At 67.7% G+C, this 21,402-nt stretch carries 23 protein-coding genes; 14 read left to right on the forward strand and 9 right to left on the reverse strand.

Annotation, left to right across the window (positions count from 1 at the left end):
* Window positions 1–32: 32 nt before the first annotated feature.
* From DIE03_RS09315 to DIE03_RS09325, 3 genes are all read right to left on the reverse strand, one after another.
* Window positions 33–803 (reverse strand): N-acetylmuramoyl-L-alanine amidase, encoded by a 771-nt coding sequence (locus DIE03_RS09315; protein ID WP_124449583.1) that lies wholly within the window; start codon window positions 801–803, stop codon window positions 33–35.
* A gap of 124 nt (window positions 804–927) precedes the next feature.
* On the reverse strand, window positions 928–2,547 hold the full coding sequence (locus DIE03_RS09320) for an NAD(P)-binding protein (RefSeq protein WP_124449585.1): 1,620 nt from the start codon (window positions 2,545–2,547) through the stop codon (window positions 928–930).
* A complete protein-coding gene (locus tag DIE03_RS09325; protein WP_124449587.1) occupies window positions 2,547–4,061 on the reverse strand; it encodes a polyamine aminopropyltransferase in 1,515 nt (504 codons plus the stop codon). Before DIE03_RS09325 ends, DIE03_RS09320 begins: the two co-directional genes overlap by 1 nt.
* 121 nt (window positions 4,062–4,182) lie before the next feature.
* Here DIE03_RS09325 and DIE03_RS09330 point away from each other — a divergent pair, with 121 nt between their 5' ends.
* The 6 genes from DIE03_RS09330 to DIE03_RS09350 are packed head-to-tail and all read left to right on the forward strand — an operon-like array spanning window position 4,183 to window position 8,087.
* On the forward strand, window positions 4,183–4,569 hold the full coding sequence (locus tag DIE03_RS09330) for a DUF350 domain-containing protein (protein ID WP_059239663.1): 387 nt from the start codon (window positions 4,183–4,185) through the stop codon (window positions 4,567–4,569).
* Window positions 4,570–4,596: 27 nt separating this feature from the next.
* Window positions 4,597–5,637 (forward strand): SPFH domain-containing protein, encoded by a 1,041-nt coding sequence (locus DIE03_RS09335; protein WP_124449589.1) that lies wholly within the window; start codon window positions 4,597–4,599, stop codon window positions 5,635–5,637.
* Between the two features lie 9 nt (window positions 5,638–5,646).
* Window positions 5,647–7,158, forward strand: coding sequence for a DUF4178 domain-containing protein (locus DIE03_RS09340; RefSeq protein ID WP_124449591.1), 1,512 nt, complete (start codon window positions 5,647–5,649; stop codon window positions 7,156–7,158).
* Window positions 7,155–7,304 carry a hypothetical protein gene (locus DIE03_RS38200; RefSeq protein WP_185658142.1) on the forward strand — a complete coding sequence of 50 codons (150 nt, stop codon included), beginning with the start codon at window positions 7,155–7,157 and terminating at the stop codon, window positions 7,302–7,304. The genes DIE03_RS09340 and DIE03_RS38200 overlap by 4 nt, the downstream gene beginning before the upstream one ends.
* The gene (gene speD / locus DIE03_RS09345; RefSeq protein ID WP_124449593.1) at window positions 7,301–7,684 is read left to right on the forward strand and encodes an adenosylmethionine decarboxylase; all 384 of its coding nucleotides are present in this window, start codon (window positions 7,301–7,303) and stop codon (window positions 7,682–7,684) included. The genes DIE03_RS38200 and speD overlap by 4 nt, the downstream gene beginning before the upstream one ends.
* A 25-nt stretch (window positions 7,685–7,709) precedes the next feature.
* On the forward strand, window positions 7,710–8,087 hold the full coding sequence (locus DIE03_RS09350; protein ID WP_124449595.1) for a hypothetical protein: 378 nt from the start codon (window positions 7,710–7,712) through the stop codon (window positions 8,085–8,087).
* A gap of 96 nt (window positions 8,088–8,183) precedes the next feature.
* Here the strand turns inward: DIE03_RS09350 and DIE03_RS09355 are convergent, their stop codons facing one another.
* Window positions 8,184–8,636 (reverse strand): type II toxin-antitoxin system RatA family toxin, encoded by a 453-nt coding sequence (locus DIE03_RS09355; RefSeq protein ID WP_124449597.1) that lies wholly within the window; start codon window positions 8,634–8,636, stop codon window positions 8,184–8,186.
* Between the two features lie 189 nt (window positions 8,637–8,825).
* On the opposite strand from DIE03_RS09355, the gene DIE03_RS09360 reads away from it, so the two are divergent.
* Both DIE03_RS09360 and DIE03_RS09365 read left to right on the forward strand, forming a co-directional pair.
* Entirely contained in the window at window positions 8,826–9,866 is a 1,041-nt protein-coding gene (locus DIE03_RS09360; protein ID WP_124449599.1) for a bifunctional nicotinamide-nucleotide adenylyltransferase/Nudix hydroxylase, read from the forward strand.
* Between the two features lie 73 nt (window positions 9,867–9,939).
* Window positions 9,940–11,373, forward strand: coding sequence for a nicotinate phosphoribosyltransferase (locus DIE03_RS09365; RefSeq protein ID WP_124449601.1), 1,434 nt, complete (start codon window positions 9,940–9,942; stop codon window positions 11,371–11,373).
* 48 nt (window positions 11,374–11,421) lie between these two features.
* Here the strand turns inward: DIE03_RS09365 and DIE03_RS09370 are convergent, their stop codons facing one another.
* Window positions 11,422–12,882, reverse strand: coding sequence for a PLP-dependent aminotransferase family protein (locus DIE03_RS09370; RefSeq protein WP_124449603.1), 1,461 nt, complete (start codon window positions 12,880–12,882; stop codon window positions 11,422–11,424).
* A 123-nt stretch (window positions 12,883–13,005) separates the two neighbouring features.
* Between DIE03_RS09370 and DIE03_RS09375 the strand changes: the two genes are divergently transcribed.
* Window positions 13,006–13,893: a DMT family transporter gene (locus DIE03_RS09375; protein WP_124449605.1), complete on the forward strand. Its 888-nt coding sequence runs from the start codon at window positions 13,006–13,008 to the stop codon at window positions 13,891–13,893.
* Between the two features lie 26 nt (window positions 13,894–13,919).
* On the opposite strand, the gene lysA is transcribed toward DIE03_RS09375, so the two are convergent.
* Window positions 13,920–15,158, reverse strand: coding sequence for a diaminopimelate decarboxylase (lysA, locus tag DIE03_RS09380; protein WP_124449607.1), 1,239 nt, complete (start codon window positions 15,156–15,158; stop codon window positions 13,920–13,922).
* Window positions 15,159–15,267: 109 nt separating this feature from the next.
* Between lysA and DIE03_RS09385 the strand changes: the two genes are divergently transcribed.
* A complete protein-coding gene (locus DIE03_RS09385; RefSeq protein WP_124449609.1) occupies window positions 15,268–16,182 on the forward strand; it encodes a LysR family transcriptional regulator in 915 nt (304 codons plus the stop codon).
* Window positions 16,183–16,238: 56 nt separating this feature from the next.
* Window positions 16,239–16,838: a GNAT family N-acetyltransferase gene (locus tag DIE03_RS09390; protein ID WP_124449611.1), complete on the forward strand. Its 600-nt coding sequence runs from the start codon at window positions 16,239–16,241 to the stop codon at window positions 16,836–16,838.
* A 92-nt stretch (window positions 16,839–16,930) separates the two neighbouring features.
* On the opposite strand, the gene DIE03_RS09395 is transcribed toward DIE03_RS09390, so the two are convergent.
* Both DIE03_RS09395 and DIE03_RS09400 read right to left on the reverse strand, forming a co-directional pair.
* The gene (locus tag DIE03_RS09395) at window positions 16,931–17,506 is read right to left on the reverse strand and encodes a DUF4142 domain-containing protein (RefSeq protein ID WP_124449613.1); all 576 of its coding nucleotides are present in this window, start codon (window positions 17,504–17,506) and stop codon (window positions 16,931–16,933) included.
* A gap of 399 nt (window positions 17,507–17,905) precedes the next feature.
* Window positions 17,906–18,529: an HAD hydrolase-like protein gene (locus DIE03_RS09400; protein WP_124449615.1), complete on the reverse strand. Its 624-nt coding sequence runs from the start codon at window positions 18,527–18,529 to the stop codon at window positions 17,906–17,908.
* Here DIE03_RS09400 and DIE03_RS38205 point away from each other — a divergent pair.
* From DIE03_RS38205 to DIE03_RS09420, 3 genes are all read left to right on the forward strand, one after another.
* Complete coding sequence (locus DIE03_RS38205) at window positions 18,528–19,202, forward strand: DUF4087 domain-containing protein (RefSeq protein ID WP_185658133.1); 675 nt, start codon at window positions 18,528–18,530, stop codon at window positions 19,200–19,202. The two genes, DIE03_RS09400 and DIE03_RS38205, sit on opposite strands and share 2 nt — an antisense overlap.
* A 184-nt stretch (window positions 19,203–19,386) precedes the next feature.
* Window positions 19,387–19,830 carry a GNAT family N-acetyltransferase gene (locus tag DIE03_RS09415; protein ID WP_124449619.1) on the forward strand — a complete coding sequence of 148 codons (444 nt, stop codon included), beginning with the start codon at window positions 19,387–19,389 and terminating at the stop codon, window positions 19,828–19,830.
* A 57-nt stretch (window positions 19,831–19,887) separates the two neighbouring features.
* A complete protein-coding gene (locus DIE03_RS09420) occupies window positions 19,888–20,106 on the forward strand; it encodes a DUF1653 domain-containing protein (RefSeq protein ID WP_006480837.1) in 219 nt (72 codons plus the stop codon).
* Window positions 20,107–20,163: 57 nt separating this feature from the next.
* On the opposite strand, the gene DIE03_RS09425 is transcribed toward DIE03_RS09420, so the two are convergent.
* Window positions 20,164–21,375 (reverse strand): winged helix-turn-helix domain-containing protein, encoded by a 1,212-nt coding sequence (locus tag DIE03_RS09425; RefSeq protein ID WP_124449621.1) that lies wholly within the window; start codon window positions 21,373–21,375, stop codon window positions 20,164–20,166.
* Between the last annotated feature and the right edge of the window lie 27 nt (window positions 21,376–21,402).

Genomic DNA, 21,402 nt, shown 5'->3' on the forward strand with positions numbered 1-21,402 from the left:
AAACCGTTGAGACCGACGGGCGATATCGTCATTCATTGCGGCGTCGTGCATGCGTCGATCCCGCCCGCTATCGCGGTGGACAGGCGCTGGATCGTCTCGCGCCGCGCGAGTCGTGCTTCTTCGTCCGGATTGACGATCACGCCGGCTTCGACGAGCACGGCCGGAATCGGCGCGGTGCGCAGCACGACGAGATCGTCGAAGCGGTGGATGCCGAGTTGCGGGTCGATCAGCGGGCGGTTCTCGCCGCGGATCGGCTGCGCGTGATACAGCGATGGCCGTTCGCCAGCCGCGACCAGCCGCTCGGCGATGGCCTTCGCGCAGCGCAGGCTTTCCGCATAGTGCGGATTGCGCTCCGACACGAACACCGAAAAGCCGCGGAATTCGCGTTGCCGGCCCGCGTCGATGAACTGCTGCTGCATCGAGTCGTGATGGATCGACACGAACAGGTTTGCGTCGGGCGCCTGCGTCGAGCGTTGATCGAGCTTGATCTCGCGGCCGTCGGCCGACGTGCGCAGCACGCGGTCGCCGTGCGAGGCGAGCTTTTCGGCGACCGCGCCGGACAGATCGAGGTTGTACAGGTATTCGACGCGGCCGCTCGCACCGGTGGAACCGGGGTGCGCCGGCGTATGGCCGGTGTCGACGACGATGTAACGGCCGGCGGCCGGCTCAATGCCGGAGGCGGCGGTGCTGGCCGTGTCGGCCGCATGCAGCGCCGGCGGCGCGCCGAGCAGCGGGGCGCATGCGAGCACGCGCGCGGCGGCGCGCACGAGCGGGTGAAGGCGTCGAAGGGTACGGTTCGTCATTGTTGTTGTCGCGGAGGGCATGCGGCGCATCGCACGGTGCGGCGCCGTCGGCCTGCTCGATGCAGTCGGAATGTCGCGCGATTATAGCGGGTGGCGGCGGCGCCGCAATGACGAACGTCGGCCGTCAGGCGAGCACGCGCCGGGCCGCGAGCGTGCCCCAGTACGACGCTTCCTCGAACAGCGACAGCCCGGACAGGTCGGCATGCGCGAACACGACGGGGCCGTCGGCATCGCGTAGCGCGAGCAGGCCGGGCCGGCTCAGGAAGCCGACGTCGGGCGTCGCCATCGCGTGGCCGCGCACGGTGATCTCGAGTGCCGTCGCGTGTTTCCACAGTTCGCGCCCGTAGACGGCCTGCAGGTCGATCGCCGCCTGCTCGCGCAACGCGTCGGGCTGCGCCTGCGCGAGCCAGCGACGCGTATCGTCAGGCGTCTGAGTACTCAACGCCTGATACGCGGAGAAGACCGAGCGCGTCGGCGGCGACATCCGGATCAACTGGTGTGTGGACACCACATAGCCGAGCGCCGCGCCGTCGTAGACGACGTTGTCCCACGCGAGCGGCACGCCTGCTGCTTCGGCCGGCATCCCTTCGAGCAGGAAATTGGACACGAGCCACGGCGCGCGCGGCGGCAGGTCGCGCGCAGGTTCGAAGCCATACGCGGCAAGCTGCGGAAACACGCGCGCCGCGACGAACAGCGGCATCGCGCTCACGACTCGACGCGCCTTCAGCGTGAACGTCGACAGCGTGCCGTCGTCGCCGATGCGTGCGCACAGCACGTCGACGCCGCCTGCGCGTTCGGTCGCGCGCACCGCGAAGCCGTCCCGCGACCACGCGTTCGAGCCGGTGCGCGCGGTGATCGAATCGCCCAGCTTCGTCACCATCGTGTGCAGCCCGTCGGGCCAGGTCAGCACCGCGCCGTCACTCGCATCGCCTGCATGGCCGCCGCGCGACGAGAAATAGTGCAGGCCGGCCCAGGCGGAGACGTGCTCGTAGCCCGCGCCGTAGTCGTCGCGGCAGCAGTAGTTCAGGTACCAGTGCAGCGCCTTCGCGGTGTAGCCCTCGTCGAGCAGCCACTGGCGGAACGAGCGCCGGTCGAGCGCGCGCCATTGCGGGTCGCGCGACGATTCGGCGATCGGGATGCAGAACACCTTGCGGCCGTCGGTGCCGCGCGCGGCGCGCAGTCCGTCCGTGTACGCGAAGAACTTCGCCTGCTGCGCGAGCTCGTCGGCGCCGAGGCCGGCGGTCGGCACGATGCCGTCCTGCCACTGGCCGGCGATGAAGAGCCGTTCGTCGGGCGCGTGCACGAGCGCGCGCTCGTCGTACACGGGGCGCATGGAGAACGGCGCGGATTCGATCACGCCGAGATCGGCGAGCATGTCGCGAAGATGCGCGGATTCGAGCGACGGCAGCGGCAGGTAGTGCGCGCCTTTCGGATAACCGAGATCGCCGAAGCGCCCGCCGGCCGCATTGCCGCCGAATTCGGGGCCCGCGAGCACGGTGAAGCGCTTGTGGCCTGCGCGCGCGAGCTGCCAGGCGCACGACAGTCCGGCCGCGCCGGCGCCGAGGATCGCGACATCCGTCTCGATCGTGCCCGACGGCGGCGGCAGCCTGGCATGGTCGCGCAGCGCGTGGCCTTCGCGCATGCCGGGGTAGCCGACGCGCGGCGTCGTCTCGATCCAGCCGGTGCGGCCGCATGCGGCGAGCGACGCGGCCGCGGACGCGACGAGGAACGTACGGCGGTCCATCAGCGCAGCACGTGTTTCCAGTCGTCGTCGAAGCGGCGCACGAGCGGCTGGTCGTTGAGTTCGTTCGGCGACATCGGCAGTGCCGGCATGTCGGCCGGGAAGTGGAACATCTCGGCGGCCGTCTGCGCGTCGAGCCAGCGCGTCGGCACCGAGTAGTGCGTCGGCACCGTGAAGTCGCGGCGCTTGCCGGCGATCACGAAGCCCCAGTCGCCGAACGACGGCACGTAGCAGTGATACGGCCAGGTGTTGAGCCCGGCTTCGTGCAGCGTCGCGATGATGGTCCAGTACGCGTGCGGCGCGAAGTACGGCGACGTCGACTGGATCACCACATAGCCGTTCTCCGACAGGTGGCGCGCGAGCAGCCGGAACACCGGCACCGAATACAGCCGGCCGAGCCCGAAGTTGGTCGGATCGGGGAAGTCGACGACGATCGCGTCGTACACGTCGGCATTCGATTCGAGCCAGCGTACGGCGTCATCGTTGATCACGTGCACGCGCGGGTCCTTCAGCGACCCCTGGTTCAGCTTGACGAGCGGCACGGACGTCGAGAACAGCTTCGTCATCGCGGGATCGAGGTCCACGAGCGTGATCTGTTCGAGATTACGGTGCTTGAGCAGTTCGCGCACCGCCAGGCCGTCGCCGCCGCCGAGCACGAGCACGCGCTTCGCCCACGGCAGCGCCCCGATCGCCGGATGGATCAGCGCCTCGTGATAGCGATGCTCGTCGCGCGACGAGAACTGCAGGTTGCCGTTCAGGTACAGCCGCATGTCGTCGTGCCACTGCGTGAGCACGATGCGCTGGTACGGCGTCGTTTCCGAATAGATCGTCTCGTCGCCGTACACGCCATGCTCGGCCCAGTGCGTGATGCGGTCCGACAGCGCGAACCCGGCGACCAGCAGCCCGATCACGAGCGCCGCGTGCATCAGCTTGCCGCGTACGTTGCGGATCTCGTCGCGGAACAGGTGCGTCGTCCACAGCGCGACGAACGCGTTCAGGAGCCCGAACAGGAAGCTCGTGCGCAGCAGGCCGAGACGCGGCGCGAGCACGAGCGGGAAGATCAGCGACACGGCGAGCGAGCCGAGATAGTCGAAGGTCAGCACTTCGCTGACGGTGTGGCGGAAGGCCTGGCGCCGTTGCTGGAACGCGCGCATCACGAGCGGGATCTCCATCCCGATCAGCAGGCCGAGCGCGAGCACGAGCGCGTAGAGCGCCGCGCGGAACGGCGCCGCGAGCCATGCGAACACCGCGAACAGCAGCGCGGCCGACACGCCGCCGAGCAGGCCGACGAGCAGCTCGATGTCGACGAAGCGGTCGAGCACGTCGTCGTCCTCGACGAACTTCGCGAGCCACGAGCCGATTCCCATCGCGAACAGATAGGTGCCGATCACCGACGAGAACTGCAGGATCGAATCGCCGAGCAGGTAGCTCGACAGCGCGCTGCTGATCAGTTCGTAGCCGAGCCCGCACGACGCGAGCACGAGAATCGACAGGACGAGCGCACGCCTATGCAGCATGGCGCATCCGTTGTGCAGTGTTCGGCAATGTGGATATACTGGCGCGGATTTTTGTCAGCTGGGCCCGTGCGGGCCGGCCGGCGACGGGGCGGCGAACCGAGCACAAAATCCGAGGAAAAGAATGAATAGTGCCTATCTTTATGCGGTTCATTTACTGTCGGCGTTCGTGCTGCTTCTTGTGTTCGCGGCAGTGTACCTGAAGGTCACCCCGTTCGACGAACTGGCGCTGATCCGCGACGGCAACGCGGCCGCGACGCTGTCGTTCGGCGGCGCGCTGATCGGTTTCTGCCTGACGCTCGCGTCCAGCATCGCGCACAACTCGACGCTCGGCGAAGTCGTGATCTGGGCCGTCGGCGCGATGATCGTGCAACTGATCACCTATGCGGCGCTGACGCGCCTGATGCCCGGCATGAATCATGCAATCGAGGATCGCAACGTCGCGATGGGCGGCCTGATGGGCACCGCGTCGCTCGTCGTCGGCATCATCAATGCCGCCTGCCTGACCTGACGCGCCACGCGTTTCGAGGAGACCGACATGAGTCTGGGTTCATTCATCCGCAAGCAGTTCATCGACGTCCTGCAATGGACGGAAGACACCGACGGCGTGCTGGCCTGGCGCTATCCGATGGAAGACCAGGAGATCCAGTACGGCGGCAAGCTGACCGTGCGCGAAACCCAGGTCGCGATCTTCGTCAACGAAGGCAAGGTGGCCGACGTGTTCCAGCCGGGGCTGTACACGCTGGAAACGAATACGCTGCCGGTACTCACGTACCTGAAGAACTGGGATAAATTCTTTCAATCGCCTTTCAAGTCGGACGTCTACTTCTTCAGCACGCGGCTGCAGCTCGGCCGGCGCTGGGGCACCGCGCAGCCGGTGACGATCCGCGATCGTGAATTCGGCTTCGTGCAGGTGCGCGCGTTCGGCATCTACTCGTACTGGATCGTCGATGCGGCCGCGTTCCACCGCGAGGTCAGCGGCACGCGCGCGGCGTACACGGTCGACGATCTCGAGCAGCAGTTGCGCAACCTGGTCGTCACCGCGATGAGCACGACGTTCGGCTCGGCCGACGTGCCGTTCGTCGACATGGCCGCGAACCAGTCGCTGCTGTCGCAGCGCGTCGCCGAGGCGCTGGTGCCGGTATTCACGCGCTACGGGCTCGCGCTCGACGCGTTCGCGGTTGAAAGCGTGTCGCTGCCGGCCGAGTTGCAGAAGGCGCTCGACCTGCGGATCGGCGCGGGGATGGCCGGCGATCTTGCACGTGCCACGCAATACCAGACCGCGCAGGCGATTCCGCTCGCCGCGCAGAACCCGGGCGGCATCGCCGGGGTCGGCGCGGGGCTCGCCGCCGGTGCGGCGATCGGGCAGGCGATGGCCGGCCAGATCGCGGGCGCCGCGCAACCGGCGCCGCCCGCACCGCCCGCGCCCGCCGCGGCGCCCGTCGCTGCCGCGCCGGCCGAGGGCACCGATTACGTGCAGCGGCTCGAACAGCTGAAGGCGCTGCTCGACAAGGGGCTCGTGACCGAAGACGAATATTCGCGCGCGAAGGCCGAGATCCTCGCGAAGCTCACCCGGTAAACGTCGCGCATGTTCAGCACCTCGTGCCCCCAGTGCGGCGCGCCGGTCGAGTTTCGCTCGGCGGCGGCCGTGATGGCCGTCTGCGCGTTCTGCCGCAGCACGCTGCTCAAGCGCGGCGCCGACGTCGAACGGATCGGCGAGCTGGCCACGGTGCTCGACGATGCGTCGCCGATCCAGATCGGCACGGCTGGCCGCTACGGCAAGCGCGCGTTCACGGTGCTCGGGCGCATCCAGATGACCTACGACGCCGGCGCGTGGAGCGAGTGGTACGTCGTGTTCGACGACGGCGCGTTCGGCTGGCTGTCGGATGCGTCGGGCCAGTACGCGGTCACGGTGCGCGAGCCCGACGATGCGTCCGGCGGCGCATGGCCCGCGTTCGGCACGCTCGAGCCGGGCATGCGGATCGACCACGGCGGCCGCGCGTATCTCGTGTCCGACGTGCGTACCGCGCGGTGCACGGGCGGCGACGGCGAGTCGCCGTTCCGCATCGATGCGGGTTGGGAGGCGCGTGTCGTCGATCTGCGAACCGGCAACGCATTCGCGACCTACGATTATTCCGACGCCGACTCGAACGGCGGCAGCCCGGCCGTCTACACCGGTGAGGCACTGGAGTTCGACGCGCTGGCGTTCACCGGGCTGCGCGACACCGAACACGACACGCGCGAGAAGCGCGGCACGGAGATGGTGCCGTTCGCGTGCCCGAGCTGCGGCGCGCCGCTGTCGTATCTGCCGAACGTGGCCGACTACGTCGTATGCGGAAGCTGCCACGCGGGCGTGCAGTGCACGGCCGAGCAGCAGACCGTGTTCGCGGCGCAGCGCAAGCTCGACGCGGTGAAGGGCGCGCTGGAACTCGGTGCGATCGGCACGTTCGACGGCGTGAAGTACACGGTGATCGGGATGATGCGCTGCCGCGTGCCGGGCGACGACGAGACCTGGGACGAATACCTGCTGCTGAACCCGAAGCGCGGCTTCCTGTGGCTGGTGCAGAGCGAGGGGCGCTGGGAGCGCGTGAAGGTGCTCGACCAATGGCCGACGATCGGCAGCGATTCCGACGTGACCGACGGTGGCAAGACCTACCGGCTGCGCGAGGAATATGACTCGGAGGTCGTCTACGTGGTCGGTGCGTTCAACTGGCGCGTGCAGGTGGGCGATCGCACGTCGATCATCGATTACGGCTGGCAGAAGGACAAGCTGACGCGCGAGCGCAGCGATGCGGAAATCGTCTGGTCGCGCGCCCGGCCGCTGTCGGGCAGCGCGCTGGCCGAGCGCTTCAGTAAGCCGGCGCTTGCGACGGCGGCGGCTGCTTCGGGGGCGGCAGCGTCGACGGGCCTGTTCGGCGGGAAAAGTCCGCAGAGTTTCGCGCCGCTGCCGTGGGTGTTCAGCGCGTTGCTCGTGATCTTCAACATGGGAACGCTGTTCTCGTTCAGCGGCCGCACCGTCTACGTGCTGGTCGGCCTGCTGGTGCTGTGGCTGCCGGAATGGCTGTGGAAGGGCTTTGCGTCGGACGGGGGCAAGTCGTGATCCGGTACATCCTCTACGGCCTCTACGGCCTGTTCGTCGTCACGCTGTTCAGCTGCGCGTCGATCGGCGGCAGCGGTTCGGGCGGCAGCGGCTGGGGCAGTTCGTCGGCCCGCAGCGGCTACTCGTCGTACGGGTCGCACAAATGACCGCACGCGACGGGATCGAGCCGCCACGCGCGACGCTCGGCTCGCACGTGCTGGCCGATCTGGCCGGCATCGATGCGGCACTGTTGCGCGACACCGCGCGACTGGAAGCGATCCTCACCGGCGCCGCGCGGCAGGCCGGCGCGCGCGTGATCGGCGCGCATTTCCATCACTTCGGCGGCGAGCATGGCGTGACGGGTGTCGTGCTGCTCGCCGAGTCGCACATCACGATCCACACGTGGCCCGAGCATCGCTTCGCGGCCGTCGACGCATTCATGTGCGGCGCGGCGCGCGCGGCCGAAGCGGTCGATGCGATTGCCGCCGCGCTCGGCACGCACGCGCAGGTTCGGCAGCAGGTGGCGCGTGGCGGCGTGTCGGCTTGAACACGCATTTCGCACCTCGATCGCCGTGTTTGAAAGAACCCGATTCGTCGCGCCGTTCGTCTTCGCGCTGTTCACCGGCAACGTTGCGGCCGAGGCGCCGCCGAAGCCGAGGCCGGCCGGGCCGGTCGTGATGGTCCACTTCGACTACGACGAGAAGGACAACGCGCGGCTTCACGCGCTGGAGCAGCGGCTGGATCGCGCGGTGCGGCAGGCAGGCGCGGGTGAACTCGGCGAGACCGAACTCCATCGCGACGGCAACGACGGGTATCTGTATTTCCATGGCGCCAGCGCCGACCGCCTGTACGCGATCGCGCGCCCGATCCTGAAATCGTCAGGATGGCTGACCGGTATGGAAGTGACGCTGCGCCGCGCATCGGGCGCGGAAACGTTCGAGACGCGCTAGCGTGCGGTTCGGGTCGAGCGCCGTGTCGCCGCGGTTCAGGCGATCGGCGCGGACGATTGTCACGCGGCTGTCATCTGACGCGGCGGCGCGCGCCGGTCAGTGCGGCAGCGCTTCGGCCTCGGCCCAGCGCTTGAACGAATCGAGACGCCGGCGCGTCTGGACGAGATAGAACGCGCCGATCAGCGGTTCGAGCAGCCAGCGCAGCCAGGACGGCTGGGCGCGGAAGTTGTACGTGAACTTCACCTCGGTCGACCCGGGCGTGTGTTCGGTGAAATTCCAGCTGCCGCTGAAGCGTTCGAGCACCTTGGGCCCTTCGACCATTTCGACGGCGGCGACCTGCGGCGGCCGGTACGAGATGTAGCGCGACACCATCGTCGCGCCCGACTGGCTGCGGCAGAACGCGTCGACGCCGACGTCGGCCGTCGTTCCGTCGAGCAGATAGGCGTCGGTGAGGAAACTGTCCCACACGAGCCGCCGCGCGTAATCCTGCGACCACGTGAAGAGGCGCCTGCGATCGACGCCGACGGTCCGGCTGACTGAGATCCTCATGATGGCGGGCAAGGGCGCGGATTAGGATGAAATCGAGTGTAACCCGCCAAAAACGCGCGTTTCGTCAGACTTCGTCAAGTCGAGCGTGTGCTCGAACGGGCGCGATTGACGCACCTCGGGATTTCACCTAGGATTCAATACAACCCTTCGGGACAGACCCGGAGCGTTTCAATCTCTTGAGGGAGCCTCATGAGTACGCAACAGAACCGGCGCTTCGACGCGCTCGTTTTCATTGGTCGTTTCCAGCCTCCGCATCGTGGTCACCTGAACGTGCTGAAGTCGGCACTGAGCCGGGCCGAGCGCGTGTGCGTGCTGATCGGGTCGACCGACAAGCCCCGCACCATCAAGGATCCGTTCTCGTTCGACGAGCGCCGCCAGATGCTGGCTTCGCTGCTCGACGCGTCCGAGCGCGACCGCGTGACGATCGCGCCGCTGCAGGATTCGACGTACAACGACGGCGACTGGGTGCGCTGGGTGCAGGACGCCGTCGCATCCACGCTCGGCGACATCGCACAGCGCAAGGTCGGGCTGATCGGCCACGAGAAGGACGCCACGTCGTATTACCTGCGGATGTTCCCGCAATGGGAGCTCGTCGACGTCGACGCGACGGAAGACATTTCCGCCACCGAGATCCGCGACCAGTATTTCGCCGAACGCACCAACAGTTTCGTGCAGTGGGCCGTGCCGGAACCCGTGTTCGGCTGGCTCGAGCGTTTTCGCACGCAGCCGGAATTCGCGCAGCTGAAGTCGGAAGCCGAATTCATTGCCGCGTATCGCAAGGCGTGGGCGGCCGCACCGTATCCCGTCACGTTCGTGACGGTCGACGCGGTGGTCGTGCACTCGGGCCACATCCTGCTCGTGCGTCGCCGCAGCGAGCCGGGCCGCGGCCTGTGGGCACTGCCGGGCGGGTTCGTGAACCAGGACGAGCGGCTCGATGCGGCCTGCATCCGCGAACTGCGCGAGGAAACCGGCCTCAAGCTGCCGGAGCCCGTGCTGCGCGGCTCGATCAAGGATCGCCAGGTGTTCGATCACCCGACGCGCTCGCTGCGCGGCCGCACGATCACGCACGCGTGCCTGTTCAACTTCCCGACCGGCGAGCTGCCGCGCGTGAAGGGCAGCGACGATGCCGACAAGGCGCGCTGGGTGCCGCTCAACGAATTCGCGCAGATGCGCAACGTGATGTTCGAGGATCACTTCGACATCGCGTATCACTTCCTGGGGAAGCTGTGATCCGCTGATTCCCCGCATTCCGTCCGCCGCGACAGACGCGGCGGCACTTCAACGGCCTAGAGGAGCTCTAGCCATGCAAAACGATCTCGGCGGCCTTGCCGCGGTTCTCGCCAATCCGATCCTCAATACGGATTCCTACAAGGCTTCGCACTTCCTGCAATATCCGCCCGACGCGTCGGCGATGTTCTCGTATGTCGAATCGCGCGGCGGCCGCTACGACCGCACGGTGTTCTTCGGCCTGCAGATGTTGCTGAAGGAATATCTGTGCAAGCCGGTCACGCACGCGATGATCGACGACGCACGCGATTTCTTCGCGGTGCACGGCGTGCCGTTCAACGAAGCGGGGTGGCGCTACATCGTCGAACGCTACGACGGCTACCTGCCGGTGAAGATCCGCGCGGTGCCCGAGGGTTCGGTCGTACCGGTGCACAACGTGCTGATGACTGTCGAATGCGACGATCCGCAGGTGTTCTGGCTCGCGTCGTATCTCGAGACGATGCTGCTGCGCATCTGGTATCCGGTGACGGTCGCGACCCGCAGCTGGCACCTGCGGCAGACGATCCGCCGCTTCCTCGAAAAGACCGACGACGATCTCGCGCAACTGCCGTTCAAGCTGCACGACTTCGGCGCGCGCGGCGTGTCGAGCGCGGAGTCGGCCGCGATCGGCGGCGCCGCGCACCTCGTGAACTTCATGGGCTCGGACACGGTGCTCGGCGTGCTGGCCGCGAACCGTTTCTATCGCGAGCCGATGGCCGCGTACTCGGTGCCGGCGGCCGAGCACAGCACGATCACGTCGTGGGGCCGCGAAGGCGAGGCCGATGCGTACCGGAACATGATCAATCGATTCGGCTTGCCGGGTGCGATCGTATCGGTCGTATCGGACTCCTACGATCTGTTCGCCGCACTCGATATGTGGGGCGGCGAGCTTCGGCAGGCCGTGCTCGATTCGGGTGCGACGCTCGTCGTGCGTCCCGATTCGGGCGACCCCGTGACGATCGTGCTGCAGACCGTGCGTGCGCTCGATGCATCGTTCGGTTCGACCGTCAATGGAAAAGGGCGGCGGGTGCTGAACCGTGTGCGCGTGATCCAGGGCGACGGTGTCGACGAGGCGTCGATCGAAGCGATTCTCTCCGCGCTCGACGATGCGGGCTACGCGGCCGGCAACCTCGTGTTCGGCATGGGCGGTGCGCTGTTGCAGCGGGTCAACCGCGATACGCAGCGTTTCGCGATGAAGTGCTCGGCGATCCGGCGCGGCGGCGCGTGGCACGACGTCCGCAAGGATCCGGTCACCGATCAGGGCAAGCGTTCGAAGAAGGGGCGGCTCACGTTGCTGCGCAATCGCTGCACCGGCGAGTATCGGACTGTGACGCTGCCGGTTGCGTGGGACGACCGTGCACTGGAAGGCGAATGGGACGACGCGCTCGAGACCGTGTTCGATACCGGGCGCTTGCTTGTCGATACATCGTTTGCCGAGGTGCGGGCGAGGGCGCACGCGGGCGAGGTGTGAGGCTGGTGGGGGAGGTATGAAACCTCCCCCGATGCCAGCTTCGGGCATTTACCTTCCGCCTGCCTCCAGCGGCACGCCGCTGCGATCACCCGCCCGTACCGCATCCATCGCCCGCGCGAGCGCATCGAACACCGCAGGTCCCTTGCAGCGCGAAACGTTGAAGCGCATGTACGACGTCGCGCCATGCGACGGACTGAACACATTGCCGGGCGCCAGCACGACGTCGTGATCCAGCGCATGACGCGCGACGCGCGCGGCATCGAGCCCGTCGGGCAATTCCGCCCACACGAACAGGCCGCCGCGCGGCTCCGTCCAGATGCCGAGCCCGGCGCGCGTCAGGCGCCGGATCGTTTCGCCCATCGCGTCCGCAAGACGTGCGTGCAGGCTGTCGAGATGGCGCCGGTACGTGCCGTCGATCAACAGCCGGTGCACGACGTTCGCGCCGATCTGCGCGTTGCCGAACGACGTCGCGAGCTTCAGGTCGACGAGCGCGTCGATCCATTCCGGGCGCGCGGCGACGAAGCCGCAGCGGATCGCGGCCGACAGTGTCTTCGAGAAGCTGCCGATCGACACGACGCGCGACAGCCCGTCGAAGGCCGCGAGGCGCGGCGCGGGAGCGTTCTCGAAATCCGCGAAGATGTCGTCCTCGACGATCAGCAGCCCGTGCTCGGCCGCAAGCGTCAGCAGCCGGTGCGCGACGGGCGGCGCAAGCGTCGCGCCGGTCGGGTTGTGCAGCGCCGCGTTGGTGATGTACAGGCGCGGGCGATGCTCGGCGAGCACCTGCTCGAAGCGCACGAGATCGGGACCGTTCGGCGTGTACGGAACGCTGACGATCCGTGCACGGTGGGCGCGCAGCAACGCCTGGAAGTTGAAGTAGCACGGATCGTCGAGCACGACCGTGTCGCCGGGTTCCAGCAGCAGGCGGCACACGAGATCGAGCGCATGCGTGCCGCCGTCGGTCAGCATGATCTGCGCGGGTTCCGCATGGACGCCGTGCTGCGCGAGCCGCCAGGCGAGCTGCTGGCGCAACGCGGGCAGGCCGAGCGGCGTCGCGTAGTCGGTCAGCGCGTCGGCGTCGTCGCGCGACACGGCGCGCAGCGCGCGGCGCAGGCTCTCGTCCGGCAACCACGACGACGGCAGCCAGCCGCAACCGGGCTTCACCGACGTCGGCGCTGCTTCGAGCGACTGGCGCGACAGCCACAGCGGATCGAGCTCGCGATCGAGGCGCGGGCCGAGATCGGCGAGCGCGAGCGGCGGCGCGTGGCCCGACACGTAAAAGCCCGAGCCGCGCCGTGCGACCAGCACGCCTTCGCTCGCCAGCCGTTCGTACGCGTCGACGACCGTCGATTTCGATACGCCCAGGCTGTCGGCCATCATCCGGATCGACGGCACGCGCGCGCCAGGCATCAGCGCGCGGCTCGCAATGCGCGCGCGCAAGGTGTCCATCACGGTTTCGACGCGCGTGCGCGACGCTGCAGGCGGGACGGGAGGCGGGGCGGTTCGGCGCATGGTGAGTGAACTGTACGGCCGGTTGTCCAGTACAGTTTGTCTGAATTGTATCGGGCTGTAGCTTACGCGCCTTTCGCGGGCGGCGGATCATCGGTCATCCACTTTCCCCGTTCAGGATTTCCCGTGCAAAAGACGACCGATGGATGGCTCAGCGGCCTGCTGGGCGTGATCATCTTCAGTGGCTCGCTGCCGGCGACGCGTGTCGCGGTGCAGGGGCTCGACCCGTTGTTCCTGACCTTTGCACGCGCGACGATCGCCGGTGCGCTCGGCCTGCTGTTGCTCCTCGTGCTGAAGCAGCGGCGGCCGACGCGGGTCGAGGCTGTGTCGCTGGCCATCGTCGCGCTTGGCGTCGTGGTCGGCTTTCCGCTGCTGACGGCGCTGGCGCTGAAGCACGTGACGTCCGCGCACGCGATCGTGTTCGTCGGGCTGCTGCCGCTGGCAACCGCACTGTTCGGCGTATGGCGCGGCGGCGAGCGGCCGCGGCTGCCGTTCTGGATCTTCTCGATCGTCGGCAGCGGGGCGGTGGCTGCATTTGCGCTGCGCAACGGCGGGCAGGCGTCGGTCGTCGGCGATGCGCTGATGCTGGCCGCGATCGTCGCGTGCGGACTCGGCTACGCGGAAGGCGCGCGCCTGTCGCGCCAGCTCGGTGGCTGGCAGGTGATCTCGTGGGCGCTCGTGCTGTCGCTGCCGCTGATGATGCCGCTCGCGTGGCTCACGTGGCCCGCGTCGTTCGACGCCGTCGATGCCGCTGCATTGTGGGGGCTCGCGTACGTGTCGCTGTTCAGCATGCTGATCGGCTTCGTGTTCTGGTATCGCGGGCTCGCGCTCGGCGGGATCGCGGGCGTCGGCCAGCTGCAGTTGCTGCAGCCGTTCTTCGGCTTCCTGCTGGCGGCAGGCCTGCTGCACGAGACGGTGCCGCCGTCGATGGTCGCCGTGACGCTCGTCGTGGTCGGCTGCGTGGCGGGCGCGAAGTATTTCTCGAAGATGGCGCCGGTGCAGCGCGCGGGGTGACGCGCGCCGCGTTCCTCGACGTGGCTTTACTCGAACGTTTCGAGCGCGAGCAGTTCCTCGATCGTCTGCCGGCGGCGGATCAGCCGCGGCGTGCCGCGATCGACGAGCACTTCCGGCGCGAGCGGCCGGCTGTTGTAGTTCGACGACATCGACGCGCCGTACGCGCCCGCATCGTGCAGGAACAGCAGGTCGCCAATCTGCGGCTGCGGCAGTTTGCGGTGCGTGACCACGCCGCCCGCGTCCTGCGTGAACACGTCGCCCGATTCGCACAGCGGCCCCGCGATCGCGAGATCGACGGACGGACGGCCGGCCGGCAGCGTGCCGTCGTGCCCGTGCACGGACACCGCGTGGTAGCTGCCGTACATCGACGGCCGCATCAGGTCGTTGAAGCCCGCGTCGATCAGCACGAAATCATGCTTCGGCCGGCGATTGACCGCCTGCACTTCGGTAACGAGCGTGCCGGCTTCCGCCACGAGGAAGCGGCCCGGTTCGATCTCGATGCGTACCGGGTGGCCGAGGTGCCGCTCGATCCGCTTGCGTGCGGCGTCCCATTGGCTGAAGTAGTGGCCGACGTCGACGCGCGGCTCGCCGTCGCGATACGGGATCGACAGGCCGCCGCCGGCGGAGATCGCGTCGATGTCGTGGCCGAGCGACGTGACGAGATCGACCATCGCATCGCACACCTGCGACAGGTGGCCGTAGTCGACGCCCGAGCCGATATGCATGTGGATGCCGACGAGCTTCAGCCCATGCTGGCGCACGATCTCGATCGCACGCGGCACGTCGTCGATCCAGATGCCGTGCTTGCTCTGCGGGCCGCCGGTGTTGGTCTTGTTGCTGTGGCCGTGGCCGAAGCCGGGGTTCACGCGCAGCCACACGCGGTGGCCCGGCGCGTGCTCGCCGATGCGCGCGAGCATGTCGAGCGAACCGGCGTTGACCGTCACGCCATGCTTCAGCACGGCCGCGAGCGTCGGGCGGTCGATCAGGTCGGCCGTGAACACGACGCCTTCCGGCTCGCCTGCGGGACTGAAGCCCGCAGCGAGGCTGCGCTCGATCTCGCCGAGCGACACGGCGTCGACGCATGCGCCTTCTTCGCGCATCAGCTTCAGGATATGGACGTTCGAGTTGGCCTTCTGCGCATAGCGGATGACGTCGAACTGGCGCAGTTGGGCGATGCGGTCGCGGATGACGTCGGCGTCGTACACCCACAGCGGGGTGCCGTATTGCTGCGCGAGCGTCGCGAGCTGGCGGGAATCGAGGGACATGGCGGATGAATCGGATCGAATGAACGGATAGCGTCGATGATGCATCGGATCGGCTATACAGTAAAATGTCGGTTTTTCGTGATTCGATTCATTTCTGATATAGGCGACCATGCTTACGCACCGTCATATCGAGGTTTTCCGCGCGCTGATGGTGACCGGCAGCACGACGCGCGCGGCCGAGATGCTGTACACGTCGCAGCCGACGATCAGCCGCGAGCTCGCGCGGATGGAGCAGGTCGTCGGCTTCGCGCTGTTCGAGCGCACGCACGGCCGGCTGCGGCCGACGATGGCCGCGCTCACGCTGTTCGACGACGTGCGGCTCGCCTATGTGGGGCTCGAACGCGTCGCGGCAACGGCCGCGCGCCTGCGCGAATTTCGCGACGGCCAGCTGTCGGTGATCGCGCTGCCGGCGTTTTCGCATGCGATCCTGCCCGGCGCGTGCCGTCGTTTTCACGAGGTTCACGCGGGCGCCAGCGTGTCGGTCGCGACGCAGGAATCGCCGGTGCTCGAGGAATGGCTCACCGCGCAGCGTTATGACCTCGGCCTGACCGAGCGCGACGTCGCGCCGGCCGGCACGGTGCTCACGCCGCTGCTCGAGGTCGACGAAGTGTGCGTGCTGCCCGCCGGCCATCCGCTGCTCGCGCAGGACGCGATCGATCTGCTCGATCTCGCCGATCGTCCGTTCGTGAGCCTGTCGCTGAACGATCCGTACCGCATCCTGATCGACGAGGCGTTCGCGCAACTCGGCGTCGCGCCGCGCTCGGTGATCGACACGCCGTCGGCCGTGTCGGTGTGTGCGTTCGTGCGGCAGGGGCTCGGTGCCGCGATCGTCAATCCGCTGACCGCGCTCGATTTCGTCGGGCGCGACCTGCACGTGCGTCCGCTCACGCGGTCGTTTCCGTACCGCGTCAGCGTGGTCGTGCCCGAGCACCGGCCGAAAAGCCTGCTCGTCGATGCGTTCGCCGACGCGCTGCGCGGCGAGGCGAAGGCGATCCGCCGCCGGCTGGCCGCGCACCTCGGCTAGCGGCGCCGTATCATGGGCGTTTCGCCGCCAACGTCTTCACTTTCCGGAATCCCGTCATGACCGACGCTTCATCTTCCGTCGAACCACCGACCCTCTACGGCGAACGCGTCGTCCTGCGGCCGCTCGACGCGTCCGACCGGCAGGCGCTGCTGGATGCCGCCGCCGACGGCGAGTTGTGGAACCTGAAGGTCACGGTCGTGCCGGGCGCGGAGACGGTCGATGCCTATATCGAGACCGCATTGCAGGGGCGCGCGGCCGGCACCGTGATGCCGTTCGCGATCGTCGATCGCGCATCGGGCCGCGTGATCGGCAGCACGCGCTTCTGGAAGATCGACCGCAAGAATCGCAAGCTCGAGATCGGCCATACGTGGCTGAGCGAGTCGGCGCAGCGCACGCGTGCGAATACCGAAGCGAAATGGCTGCTGCTCGCGTACGCGTTCGACACGCTGCAATGCGTGCGGGTGCAGTTCACCACCGACGAGCTGAACGAGAAATCGCGCGCGGCGATCCTGCGGCTCGGTGCGAAGCAGGAAGGGATCGTGCGTCACGAGCGGATCATGCCGGACGGCCGCAAGCGCAACTCGGTGCGTTTCAGCATCATCGACGACGAATGGCCGGAGGTGAGTGCGCGGCTGGCGGCGAAGCTTGCGACGTAAGGTGTGACGTGCGTCGCGCCGACGGCAGGGGGGCGGCAGCGCGACGAAGGGGGAAGCGGTGCGCCGCGCGCGAGGCGCGGCGCTGCATCGCGTTACTGCGCCGATGCGAGGTGGTGGCGCTGTGCGAGTTTCTGCGCGTCTGCGTAGTGCGCTTGCAGGATCGGCAGCGACTGGCGTGCGACTTCCTTCAGCTTCGTGTCGCGGCCCGATGCGATTTCGGCCTGGAATGCCGAGATCGTCTTCTGCTGGCCGGCAAGTGCGACCTGTTCGATATACGCCTTGTCGAACTCGGCGCCGCGCAGGGTCTTGATGCTGTTCAGCACGGCCGTGTCGGGATCGTTGGCCGGCACGTCGACACCGCGCGGGCTCGCCGCACGCATCGCCTGGATGATCTTTTCGTCGTCGGTCGACACGCGTTGCGCGAAGGCCTTGACCTGGCTGTCCGACGTGCGCGAATCGGCGATGCGTGCCGCGTCGTGCTGCGTCGATACAGTCTTCGTGCCGTCCGTGATGAACGCCTGGTCGGCTTCGTGGATGCGCGTCGCGGCGGCGGCCGGCGCAGCAGGCGCGGGTGCCGGTTGGGCGGTTTGCGCGGTCGCCGTCACGGCGACGAGAAGCAGGCCAGCGGCAGACAATGCAAGGCGCGAGATGTGGGGAAAGCGGTTCATGGGACCTCCTTTCGATCGGGGCTCTGGTTTAAAAAACGGATGACGTGATCCGTAGCTGTGCGAGAGACCGGGCGCGCCCGGGCCGGATTCGACCGCCGCTCTGCCGCGGCGCCGGTCGAAGTGTTTCCCGGCCCGACTGATTCTAGGAGAGCGGTCGGGTAGCAGGTGCAACCGTGCTGTGGTTTGTGTAACGGTTGGTAAGACGAAACGAGGCGTACGTGCGCGAACAGGTATTGCGTACCTGGTGCGCGTGCGGTGGCGGCAATTTTTGCGCGCACGTGGCGCATGCAACGCATGAGATGCATGCGCGTGTCATCTGCCGTTCATCGTCTTGCTGTCGTGTCGTGTCATGCACGTCGAGCGATGTGTCGGCGCGCGCATGCGATGTGCGAGCAAGCGTCAGACGCGATCGAGCAATGCATCGAGGCGCGTCAGCAACGGCGTCGCGCAATGTGCCTGCAATGCGTCGGGTGCGGTGTAGCCCCACGCTACGCCCTGGAATGCAATGTGTGCGCGTCGTGCCGCGTCGGCATCGCGGATTTCATCGCCGACGTACAGCACTTCGCCCGCACGTACACCGGCCTCGCGAACGAGCGCGCGCAGGCGACGCGCCTTGCCGAACAGCGGAATGCCGCACGCGAAGGTGTCGACGTGAGCACTGGCGCGCGGGCCGAGCCGGTCGCGCACGATGTCCTCGGTGTTGGACGTGGCGATCGCGATGCGGATGCCGCGTGCGGCGAGCGCATCGAACGTCGCGTCGACGCCGGGGAACAGTCTCACCTGCGCGACGCGCGGCTGCATCAGGCGGCGCATGTCGATCGTCACGCGCGGCACTTTCCACATCGGCACGTCGAGCGCGCGAATGATGTCGCGTGCCGACATCCCGCGCAGCGCGGGGCGCAGTTCGGGCGTGGCGTCGCGAAAGCCGTGCAGGCGCGACGCTTCCGACAGCGCCGCGAGAAAGCTGTCGAGCGAATCGGCGAGCGTGCCGTCGAAGTCGAATGCGATGAGGCGGAAGGTCATGAAGCGACGTGACAGGGTTATTGGACAGGCGACATTGTCACCGAATCGAGCGCCGGTGCCTGCACTGTCGCTTGCGCCTGAGCCTGCGGCGATGCGAGAGCGTCGCGCAACGGCTTCGCGTCTTCCGGATGCTCGGCTTCGACCGGAAGCCGCCCGCGAAGCGCGCGACCGGCTGCACCGATTCGGGTGCCTTGCGTCGGCTGGCGCGCGCCGCAGGAAGGAAAGCCCGGTATGCTGTCCGGCGTCCGCGCTGGCGGTTTACCGATGCTTCTTCCTGGCTGAATTCGATCAAATGAAAATCGCTCGTACCCGTTGTGCGATGTGGGTTCTCGGCGCGGCCCTCGCGTTGACTACTGCTGCGGAAGCGGCTGCCGCTCCGGTAAAACGTTGCGGATGGCTCGAGAATCCGACGCCGGCCAACTGGTGGCTGGTCGACAAGGACGGCAGCTGGACGTTGTCGACCATGGGCAACGAGCCGGTACCGGGCCTCGACGAGATGCCCGACATGTCGACGCAAGGCTGGGTCGTCACCAACGCGGAAGAGCACGGCTACGGCTGCGCATGCCTCGACCTGGAAATCGATCCGCACTCGCGCGAGGTGACGAGGATCGTCGCTGCGAAGCCGCTTCCGCTGAAGCGTTGCAAGGCCGACAAGACGTTGCCGGCGCCGTGACGAAGGTAGATGGAGGTCGCGCTACTCGTACAGGTGCAATGGTGCCCGGCGTAGTCGCCCATCACCATCCGGCAAGACGCCGCACCTGTGTTCAGCTGCAGCGGATTGGCGGTGTCCCTTGTCCGCCGCCCCGCAGCGCGGTATCGTCGATGCTCCGCCTTCCGACCCCGACCGGAGAACCGCCGTGCCCGCAGCCGCACCCGCCACGCTGAGATTTTCCACCGACAAGCGCGAACTCGACATCGACGCGATCTACGACTTTCTGCATCGCGACGCGTACTGGTCGCAGGGCATTCCGCGCGATGTGGTCGAGAAGGCGATCGAGGGCTCGCTGTGCTTCGGCGCGTATGTCGGCGACCGGCTCGTCGGGTTCGCGCGGCTCGTCACCGATCACGCGACGTTCGCGTACCTGTGCGACGTGTTCGTGTTGCCGGCCGAACGCGGCAACGGCTACGGCCGCGCGCTGATCGACCATGTGTTCGCGCAGGAGATGGTGCAGCGGCTGCGCCGCATCATGCTCGTGACGACCGATGCGCACGAGCTGTACCGCCCGGTCGGCTTCGGGCCGTCCGCGAACCCCGAACGGTTGATGGAGATCCGCCGCCCGGACATCTACGCGAAACGCTGACGCGCGGCGCAGCGCATACAATACGCGCTTTCCGTTTTTGCCGAAGAGAAGCCCATCATGACCGAACAGGAAGCCGAACAACTCGCGACGCACCGTCACTACAAGGGCGGGCTGTACCGCTACATCGGCGTTGCGCGCCATTCCGAAACCGAGGAATCGGTGGTCGTGTACGAGCACCTGTGGCCGCACGCGCGCGGGCTGTGGGTGCGCCCGGAAGCGATGTTCAACGGAAACCTCGAGGACGGCACGCCGCGTTTTCGCAAGCTGCGCGACTGATCCGCAACCGGCGGCGCGTGTGCCGCCGAGACGGCCGGGTGCGTGAGCGTGACGCCGTCACGCGCCGGCCAGCGCCTTCAGCAGTTCGGGCGGCGCATGCCCGACCGTCACCTCGGGCGTACCGTGCCATGCCGCGAGTTTCTTCACGGCCTTCGCAACGTCGGCCGCGAGCCCCGTGCCGAAGCGCACACCCGGCTCGACATGCACCGCCTTCAGCTCGAACGTACCCAGCGTGCGATGCGCTTTCGCATCGACGCGGCCGACCAGCCGGCCGCGATGCAGCACGGGCAGGCAGAAATAGCCGTAGCGCCGCTTGTGCTGTGGCGTATAGCATTCGATCGTGTAGTCGAAGCCGAACAACGTCGATGCGCGGCGCCGGTCCCAGACGACCGGATCGAACGGCGACAGCAGCGTCGTGACCGTCGAGCGCAACGTGTCGGCCTCGGCGGCCGGCAGCCAGGCCTCGAGCGAGCGATGCACGTACGCGGGTTCCTTCCAGTCGTCGATCTGCACCGGAATCAGGTCGCCGGCTTCCGCGAGCCGCTCCAGTTCCTCGCGGTACGAGCGTCGCGGCAGCCGGTAGTAGTCGGCGACCCAGTCCGCACGCACGACGCCGAGTGCGCGGCACGTGTAGTCGAGCAGTGCCGGCAGCACCGCATCGCGCGGCGGCAGGTCGCGTGAGTCGTCCCAGTCGGGCAGCACGCGTTCGCGCACGTCGTACACGCGCTGGAAATTGCGGCGTTCCGACACCATCAGGTCGCCGGTCGTGAACAGCACCTCCAGGTGCCGTTTCTCCGGCTTGCGATCCCACCATCCGTTGCCCTTTGCGCCATCCTCGCGCGTGAAATCGGCCGACCGCACCGGGCCCTCGTCGCGAATCCGCGCGAGCAGCCGTTCGATGTCCGGACGATTCTGCTCGTGCCATTCGGCCGCGTATTTCCAGCCCATCCCCGACGGATCGAGCATCTTGTAGCGCATCAGCCCGAACTGCTCGACCGGCAGGAAACACGCTTCGTGCGACCAGTACTCGAACAGGCGTGCCTCGGCGAGATGTTCGTCGAGCCACTGCGGCGCGAAATCGCCGAGGCGACTGAACAGCACGAGATACGGGCTGCGCGCGACGACGTGGATGGTATCGATCTGCAACTGCGCCATCCGGCGGATCGAGTCGAGCACGTCGGCCTTGGTCGCCTTGCGGCGGGGCGGCGTCAGCAGGCCCTGCGCGGCGAGATGCAGCGCGCGGGCGGCGGCGGGCGAGAGCGTAAGCATGGGAAGGGCGGTCGAAGGTGGCGATCG

The organism is Burkholderia sp. Bp8992, from assembly GCF_003853705.1.
Lineage (GTDB): Bacteria > Pseudomonadota > Gammaproteobacteria > Burkholderiales > Burkholderiaceae > Burkholderia.

Bases quoted from the DNA above. Each gene is read 5' to 3' on its own strand.
- DIE03_RS09315 (WP_124449583.1), bottom strand. From the start codon at position 803: ATGACGAACCGTACCCTTCGACGCCTTCACCCGCTCGTGCGCGCCGCC.
- DIE03_RS09320 (WP_124449585.1), bottom strand. From the start codon at position 2,547: ATGGACCGCCGTACGTTCCTCGTCGCGTCCGCGGCCGCGTCGCTCGCC.
- DIE03_RS09325 (WP_124449587.1), bottom strand. From the start codon at position 4,061: ATGCTGCATAGGCGTGCGCTCGTCCTGTCGATTCTCGTGCTCGCGTCG.
- DIE03_RS09330 (WP_059239663.1), top strand. From the start codon at position 4,183: ATGAATAGTGCCTATCTTTATGCGGTTCATTTACTGTCGGCGTTCGTG.
- DIE03_RS09335 (WP_124449589.1), top strand. From the start codon at position 4,597: ATGAGTCTGGGTTCATTCATCCGCAAGCAGTTCATCGACGTCCTGCAA.
- DIE03_RS09340 (WP_124449591.1), top strand. From the start codon at position 5,647: ATGTTCAGCACCTCGTGCCCCCAGTGCGGCGCGCCGGTCGAGTTTCGC.
- speD (WP_124449593.1), top strand. From the start codon at position 7,301: ATGACCGCACGCGACGGGATCGAGCCGCCACGCGCGACGCTCGGCTCG.
- DIE03_RS09355 (WP_124449597.1), bottom strand. From the start codon at position 8,636: ATGAGGATCTCAGTCAGCCGGACCGTCGGCGTCGATCGCAGGCGCCTC.
- DIE03_RS09360 (WP_124449599.1), top strand. From the start codon at position 8,826: ATGAGTACGCAACAGAACCGGCGCTTCGACGCGCTCGTTTTCATTGGT.
- DIE03_RS09365 (WP_124449601.1), top strand. From the start codon at position 9,940: ATGCAAAACGATCTCGGCGGCCTTGCCGCGGTTCTCGCCAATCCGATC.
- DIE03_RS09370 (WP_124449603.1), bottom strand. From the start codon at position 12,882: ATGCGCCGAACCGCCCCGCCTCCCGTCCCGCCTGCAGCGTCGCGCACG.
- lysA (WP_124449607.1), bottom strand. From the start codon at position 15,158: ATGTCCCTCGATTCCCGCCAGCTCGCGACGCTCGCGCAGCAATACGGC.
- DIE03_RS09385 (WP_124449609.1), top strand. From the start codon at position 15,268: ATGCTTACGCACCGTCATATCGAGGTTTTCCGCGCGCTGATGGTGACC.
- DIE03_RS09390 (WP_124449611.1), top strand. From the start codon at position 16,239: ATGACCGACGCTTCATCTTCCGTCGAACCACCGACCCTCTACGGCGAA.
- DIE03_RS09395 (WP_124449613.1), bottom strand. From the start codon at position 17,506: ATGAACCGCTTTCCCCACATCTCGCGCCTTGCATTGTCTGCCGCTGGC.
- DIE03_RS38205 (WP_185658133.1), top strand. From the start codon at position 18,528: ATGAAGCGACGTGACAGGGTTATTGGACAGGCGACATTGTCACCGAAT.
- DIE03_RS09400 (WP_124449615.1), bottom strand. From the start codon at position 18,529: ATGACCTTCCGCCTCATCGCATTCGACTTCGACGGCACGCTCGCCGAT.
- DIE03_RS09420 (WP_006480837.1), top strand. From the start codon at position 19,888: ATGACCGAACAGGAAGCCGAACAACTCGCGACGCACCGTCACTACAAG.
- DIE03_RS09425 (WP_124449621.1), bottom strand. From the start codon at position 21,375: ATGCTTACGCTCTCGCCCGCCGCCGCCCGCGCGCTGCATCTCGCCGCG.